At 39.8% G+C, this 7,225-nt stretch carries 6 protein-coding genes; all 6 read right to left on the bottom strand.

The window, feature by feature from the left end; translation table 11 throughout:
• Positions 1–4: 4 nt before the first annotated feature.
• Positions 5–2,041 carry a pLS20_p028 family conjugation system transmembrane protein gene (locus ADM33_RS10550; protein WP_049505122.1) on the bottom strand — a complete coding sequence of 679 codons (2,037 nt, stop codon included), beginning with the start codon at positions 2,039–2,041 and terminating at the stop codon, positions 5–7.
• A 122-nt stretch (positions 2,042–2,163) separates the two neighbouring features.
• Positions 2,164–2,661, bottom strand: coding sequence for a hypothetical protein (locus ADM33_RS10555; RefSeq protein ID WP_080982735.1), 498 nt, complete (start codon positions 2,659–2,661; stop codon positions 2,164–2,166).
• Between the two features lie 82 nt (positions 2,662–2,743).
• Complete coding sequence (locus ADM33_RS10560) at positions 2,744–5,872, bottom strand: VirD4-like conjugal transfer protein, CD1115 family (protein ID WP_049505128.1); 3,129 nt, start codon at positions 5,870–5,872, stop codon at positions 2,744–2,746.
• Between the two features lie 4 nt (positions 5,873–5,876).
• Positions 5,877–6,122 (bottom strand): hypothetical protein, encoded by a 246-nt coding sequence (locus ADM33_RS10565; RefSeq protein ID WP_049505130.1) that lies wholly within the window; start codon positions 6,120–6,122, stop codon positions 5,877–5,879.
• Positions 6,123–6,293: 171 nt separating this feature from the next.
• Entirely contained in the window at positions 6,294–6,731 is a 438-nt protein-coding gene (locus ADM33_RS10570) for a single-stranded DNA-binding protein (protein WP_006154607.1), read from the bottom strand.
• A gap of 76 nt (positions 6,732–6,807) precedes the next feature.
• The coding region (locus ADM33_RS10575) for an LPXTG cell wall anchor domain-containing protein (protein WP_049505134.1) at positions 6,808–7,225 on the bottom strand (418 nt) is incomplete at its 5' end.

Genomic DNA, 7,225 nt, shown 5'->3' on the forward strand with positions numbered 1-7,225 from the left:
CCGCCTATTCTTCTTCGTCGTCACTCTCAGCGCCAGTGATATGACGTCCTCCCTGCATACGCTGACCTGCTTGTTGCATTTGTTGGTTCATGTAGTTCATTTGATTCATACTCTGTTGAAATTTTTGTTGAGAAGAATCAGGCTGTGCTGGTGGTGTCGATTCTGAAACTGGCGCATCTGCAGGTGGATTTGAATCTTGGATTGGGGACTCCATTCCTTCAGCTGAAGAAGTTGGATCGACAATAGGTGCATCCGTTGTTCCTGAATCAATTGGAGGCTCAGGAATATCAATTGGACCAGGCTGAGCAATTCCAGGAACCGCATCATTTTTCAGAGCGTTATAGGTCGCATTTTGAGCAGAGGCAGCCTTATCATCCAGCTTATCTAAAACTTTGCCAACTGCCCCTTGCCCATTTTGCATGGCTTCAAATGCTTTCCATTCTGCCAAATCAACCATATTACTTACGCCACCTTTGGCCGCATTCATCAAGCCTTGGTCTTTTACAGAGTTCAAAGCACCTTGAATGCCACCTCCAGTTCTGGCTAGGCTATTTCCTAGGATCTGACTTCCTTTAGACAGGGCATCTGGAGCTTTTTGTGCCATATCCATACCAAATTGGCCAAGTGCCATACTACCATTAAAGAGACCGCCTGCTCCAGCCGCAAAGGCATTGCCCATCATCATAGCTCCGAGCAGTTGTTGAGCTGTTTCACTATGACCTGTTGAAACTCCAAGCCAGCGCTCGATCATGGCCACTCCTTGCATTGCTGCAAAGAATACTCCAACGTAAACAAAGGCAGCTGCAAGACACTGTTCCCACATATTGAGTCCATCAAAGAATCCGCCAGAAAGCTTAGATACTGCTGAAACAGAAAGGATTGGTAAATCTCTGAAAATCTCAAGTGTTACACGCATAATGATAACTTCAAAGAAGATTCCTGCTAAGGCACCGCCAATCGTTCTTAACAACTCTTTGTATTTCTTTGAGTTTGATAGGGAGCTATAACCAAGAATCGGAGAAATCATTGCTTCAATCAGAATATCAAAAACTGATTTGACGAGCTTGATGATCATACTGACCAAAAGAATAGCTAGGATTATATACTGGAGGAACATCCCGATCCAGTTGACTTTATAGCGCATGTAAACTGATTCAAATGCACTCAATTGATTAATGACTCGGTGTTCTGTAATGCTTTCAACTCCAGTATTATTGGAATTCAACTTATGGAGGAACAAGCCCTTAATTCCTTTTATTTTATCGTCTTCCTGTATCTCCTCTAACATTTTTGGATTCGTTGTACCATAGTTTGCACCAAAATCAATCTTGGTCGCAAAATCAGTCGTATCCCGCTGTGCAGGGTCATCCGTGATATTATTGACAGGAGTAGAGCCTTCCTGAACAGGCTTGATATAACCATAATCATCCATTGGAAACAACTCTGTAGAAAAATCTTTGTAGATCAAGACTTTTAAGTCCACCACATTATTTTTCATGGGTTGCAGAGCCAAGGAGGAAGTTGACTGACTGCCAGATGGCGCTTCACTGGAGACTGTCTGGATAGACATGGCATCCTGTGCCACTGCTGTTGAGATGGTGGTCAAAGCTAGTGGCAATACGGCAGTTACAGCCGTTACCAAAAGAAAATTCGTAATGACTCCTTTGTATTTGACTGGCTTTGTAAAAACTCCTGCGACGGCCGATACGACCAAAATCAGGGTGAACAAGGACGTCCCCAATAGCTGAAACCAGTAAAAGAACTGGCCTATAATCGTCTTCTGGTCGCCCAGATAACCGAAGAGACCAAAGAGCTTGAACATATTATTAAAAACATGTTCTAGACTGGAAATGATTTGATAAAAAGCTTTGCCAATCCCTCCTGGTAAATAGGATAGATATGCCATAAATGCAGGAGTCGGTTCTAAATAGTTTCCCCAGTAGGAATAGAACTCCGCCAGCTTTTTTGCATTCTCTCCTGTGATTTCACCATTGAGATCCTTGACCTCATTCACCAAATCTGAAAAGGTTTGATAGTGCACTAAAGGTACCTTCTTTCTTTCTAAGATACCCCTATCATATTCAATAATGGAAAAATCGTTTTTAAAGGGACAATGAAATTCTGACAACAAGAAAAGCCTCAAGTAATTGAGACTATTGTAGATTAATCTGCGGTTCCGTTGAAATCATAGAAAGCATTGTCTTCTTTGTAACCACGACGGAGTTCAATGATTCGGATTTTTTTGCCACCCTCGGTCAAGACGACTTGATAATAAGCCTCTGCTTCCTCAGGCTTATCTGCATTATCACCAACAGCTATTGTAAAATTGTCCTTTCCTTTCAGCTGACTCTCTAAACTAACAATAGTCCCTCTGAAAGCGGTTGGAATCGTCTTTACTTGTTCCTCTGATAGGACACTGTACTGAACACTTCTACCGTCGTTATTCGAGATGGTTCGCTTTTCTTTATCAAACTTTAAAGTAGTTCCTACTCCACCTTTAAAATAAATACTCTCATAACTATGTTCTGGTGAGAAGCCTGTATAGCTATCTTTTAGCACATTTTTAGCGAGACTTTCAGGTGATTTTTGACCACATGCTCCTAGTAAAATCAAGGCTAACCCTACTAAAACAATTCTTAAAAAGTGCTTTGCTTTCATCATTTTTCTCCTAATCATTATTTATTTCATTATAACAAACATCATTTTTTCTTGCAAGGGTTTATATAACTTATTGTACATCTTTTTAGATAACTTCATCCGCAAAGAAGTCGTCTCCATCATCATAATAATCATAGTCACCTTGAATAACACTAGCTACAGCTGCCTGAAATAGTTCATCTGTGGAAGTAAATGATTGGGATTGTACCTTTTGTCCTTTACTATGACGACCTGATAGTTTAGGAGTTTCTCCATTGTTGCTGAGGAGAGGCATGGTCAAACGTTGCCTCCAGTCTATGATGTTGTTGAAGGCTATACCTGCATCAACTGCGATCTCCTGAAGTTCTAGCTCACGGTGCGCACTTTCGACTGGAATATCCGCAAGAGTCATCGATGTATCAAACTCCTCTTGTAAAAACATGTACTTGTAAGGGAAGCTCGTCTTATCATGTGCGAAGATTGGATCCGTTGTGACCTTACGTCCAACATTATCCCTTCCCTTGACTCCACGTAAGATAACCGCTTCTCCTTCCTGGAGCTTGGCCAATTGCGTTGGTGTCAACAACTCTTGTTTTGGATTCTCGACAGCTACATTTGGATTGGCTTCGTCTAGGATATTGCTGGAGCGCCGTCTTCTGGTGATGGTACGTGTACCTAGGTCAGCACTAAATTTCTTATTGGTATCTGAAGATGTTGTTTTAACATAAACCTTCAATGAACAGTTGTCCATAATGGTTCGAGCAACATTTTGGCCGTATTTATCATCCAATTGCTCCAGATTTTGAATCCATAGGTAATAGAGAATGTTTTGTCCCAATCCAATAGATATTTTTGTATCCATGTGAGGAATCGCAGGGATATTTGTAAACTCATCTAAGATATGGAGAATCCGATTAATACATTTACGACCACTTGAGAGAGCAAGCTCATAGTTAGCATTGAATAGCTGATCTAAGAATAACGAAACAATCCCATTATACTCTGTTCGGTTTGGCGGTGTTACCAGGTAAATGACTTTCGGTTTATCTGAATAGACCAGTTCAATATCCGACTCCTGAAGAAGATTTTGGGTATCTTCTTTATTCTTAAGGACGGTTATATCGATATGATCTAAAATCGGCTTCTTGGTATACTCATCTAGTTCTAGACTATCTCCGTTTCTTCGATAGACTTTTTCAGCTGAAAATTGAAAGATTTGATCTCGAACAGGGGAATGCCCATTGTTCTTATGATTGAAATCAATCGTTACCGTAAACTGATCTGGAAGTTTAGGCTCAATGGCATAAGTAAGATAGCCTTCCCCGTCAACTAAAGCCGTCGCTTGCTTTATATAATCGACTTTCTTTTCGACTTTACCCCACTTCTTCAATCCTGTAATCGTTACTTTAGCAGTTTTGTGCTTGAACTCATTTTTAAGTTGACTATTGGTGCTTGATCTCAACTTGACAGACAATCGACGTGGGAAGCCAACAGACTCTAAATCAATAGAGTTTTTAGAAGTCAGTTTGGCCACGTTGTCTTGCAAGAACAGGTTGATTCCTGTCATCATGCTAGAGTAGACATTCCCTTTAGTTTCGTCACCACCAAAGTCCGAAGCACGAAATTCGATATCAGCCATTTGTCTAAATTTCGAGAATTGTTGTTGATTGACTTGTCTCAAATTATCAAAATAGACTGTGATTTTTGACTTTTTCGATACTTGTTGTTCTCTGCTTGGATTCTCGACGATTTCTCCAGCACCATCTACAAAGACTTCTTCAGACCCCATTGTCGCCAAGAATTTCGCAACGTTAGGGATCGTAATGGTATCCCAGGCATCGTCTTCACCATTTTGAACAGTTTCATTAGCTCGATCCATCAAAGCCATTGTAAGAGCATTAAACAGGGATATAGAAGACTTACGGAAGTATTCAGCATTTCCCTTCTCTCCACCTTTTTGTTTCGGATAAATGGATTCTGCGACTGCATTGACATAGGTTTGAGTTTTCTCATAGTAGCCCTTCTTTGCGGCAGCGATGGCTAGAGCTAGCGGATTGAAGGACATAGACCAATCCATATTTTGGAAAGAAAGAACATTGACATCATAGTCACGTTGCCTCATGAGTTTGTAGGAGGCTTGATAATGTTCCCCTTTCGGGTCTGCTAGTACCATCGATGGCTGCAATTCAGCACGACTGTTGATTTCAATTGCTGGAGTAATATGACCTTCACCCTTACCTGAACGAGTCATCCCAATTCCTAACAGATTCGTCGGCTTATCTTCAATGTAATAATATCCAGAAGGAAAAGCTAACATGCCTAAAATTCGCTCCGCATTTGTCACGTATCGGCTCATTTTTCTATTTTGCCATAACATTTGAGTTCTCAGTGTTTGTCCTGCTAAATCATGAGTCAGTTCATGAAGTACAGGAGCTCCACCTTCACCTGGATAAGTTAAATCTTTATTGGGGATCTTTTTGTATTGACGACGAATTTCATCAATCGTCACAAAACGGTCATCTCCTTCTTCATTGTTGTTATAGTCTCGAAACTGCTCGAAGTTCACCCAGGCAGATTTCCAGGCAATCACTAAGCCCAATAAAAAGATTGGAAATGCTAAAATAGGTGCTATCAAGAAGACTTTAGCATTCAATAAACTTTGAAATAAGAGGCTGTTTAAGTCAAAGTTTACGGCCTTACTAGCATCTTTAAAGGACCAGGCACTAAAATAGAGAAAGCGAATTGTGGCTCTCAAAACAGTAACTAGGTAATTGGTTAAGATAAAAGCAATAAAGCTAAAACCTAATCCCATATAAACGAAGCTGCGATAACTTTTAAAATAAAGAATCGGTTTCATTTCTTTATCAAATCGTTTCCGTTCTCGTTTAACAAAAGGGAGAGTGTAGAACATCCTGAAGAAAATATTCCAAAGGATGAGAGAGACAAGCGCCAAGAGTTTAGGTATGAATGACTTCATCCAATTGAACAACCCTCTAATTGATTTGAACCATACTTGTTTCCAATCAATTTCTTTACGATTTTTCCAACCTCTTTTTATTGTCTGGCTTAAACTAGTCTTACCTGCTAATAACCTTTGATAATGTCTTAAAAAATACGGCTGGAAGAGTTTAAATAGGTAATAACCTGTGCCTCCTAGAAAAAAGAAGGTATTGATCCAACTAGCTCGAATCAGTTGGATAAGGGTATAAAATACTACTTCAAATAACTCAAACAAACTACTACCCCCTTACACCTTCCAAAAACCATTCCATTTTTCGAGTATAAAAGCTCGAAAAGAGAAATATGTGAAACTGTAGCCTTGGAGAGGCTTTCTCATAACGGTTAAAATAGTCTTCCAACCATTTCTCTCCATCCAACTGAAGAATATTCAATCGACTGGATCGACTTTGTTCTAAGTAATTGGTCACCTGAAGAGATTCCGCAATCAATTCATCAGACAGATAATTGTATTTTTGTCTTGCCATTGTTGCTCTCCTTTCTTATTATCTCTTAATTCCTCTCTATTCTAAAGGATAATATCAAATTCTTTGTTAAAGGGACAAAAGATATTGTTGTACCATAAGTTATATAACTTTTTATACAATAAATAAACCACAAAAAAAGCACACAAGTGTCCTTGTATGCTTTCAATCCCTTTAGAACGGGGAATCCACATCTATTGGTTCAGGATAGGATGGAGGATTAGAACTTGGTGTCGGCTGAGAAAAGCCCTGTTGTTCTTGCTTACGTCGGTTAGATGCCTCCTTATTTTCAAGGAAAGTGATTCCTCCTTGTTGGTTTGGTGAAATAAACTGATACGTCCGACGTTGATCTTGTTCATCGTTATATGGTCGTTGGATAATTTCTCCTTTTAAGAGAATTGGAGAGCCCTTAGATAGGCTCTGAGCCATCAATTCCGCTTGTTTTCCATAAACTTGTACATGGAAGAAACTAGGGATTGGTTTATTTGTATCATCAGTCATGCTCGAATCACAAACAAATTCAAATTTGAAACTGACGTGACCGTTTGGAGTTCGGCCCACTGCATCATTTGGAATGAATGCAACACGTCCAGAAGCGATAAATACTTGCATTTTTTCTCCTTTCGATAAAGACCACAAGAGAGTTATACCCCAGCTTGTGGTCATTCTTTCATTTTAATTCATCAAATTAGTTTTCTTTCGACTTACGAAGACCTGCAAGACTCAATAATCCCAAAATCATTCCCACAACTGGAAGCATGCTTGCTGCTGATCCAGTGTTTGGTAGTGATTGTTTTGGTTTGCCCGGTTCTTCAGGTTTTGGTGGTTCTGGAGTATGAGTTGTTACTTTCGCTACCATTTCTTGTCCATTTACGATATTAACAAAAGTATTCTCAACTTCTCCAGCCGCAATACGCTCAACTTCGATGTAGAAGTCTGCATCAAAAGTACCTTTAACTCCCAGAGAGTTTAGGAAATCTTGATTGATAACGTAAGACCATTGACCACCTTTGGCATCCCACTTAACAGTCACAAGCTTCTTGATGAACTCTGAATTGGTATCTTGGTTGAACTCAAAGGTAAAGGCATAAGAGCTACCTTTGGCA

Source organism: Streptococcus oralis, from assembly GCF_001075875.1.
Taxonomy (GTDB): domain Bacteria; phylum Bacillota; class Bacilli; order Lactobacillales; family Streptococcaceae; genus Streptococcus; species Streptococcus oralis_I.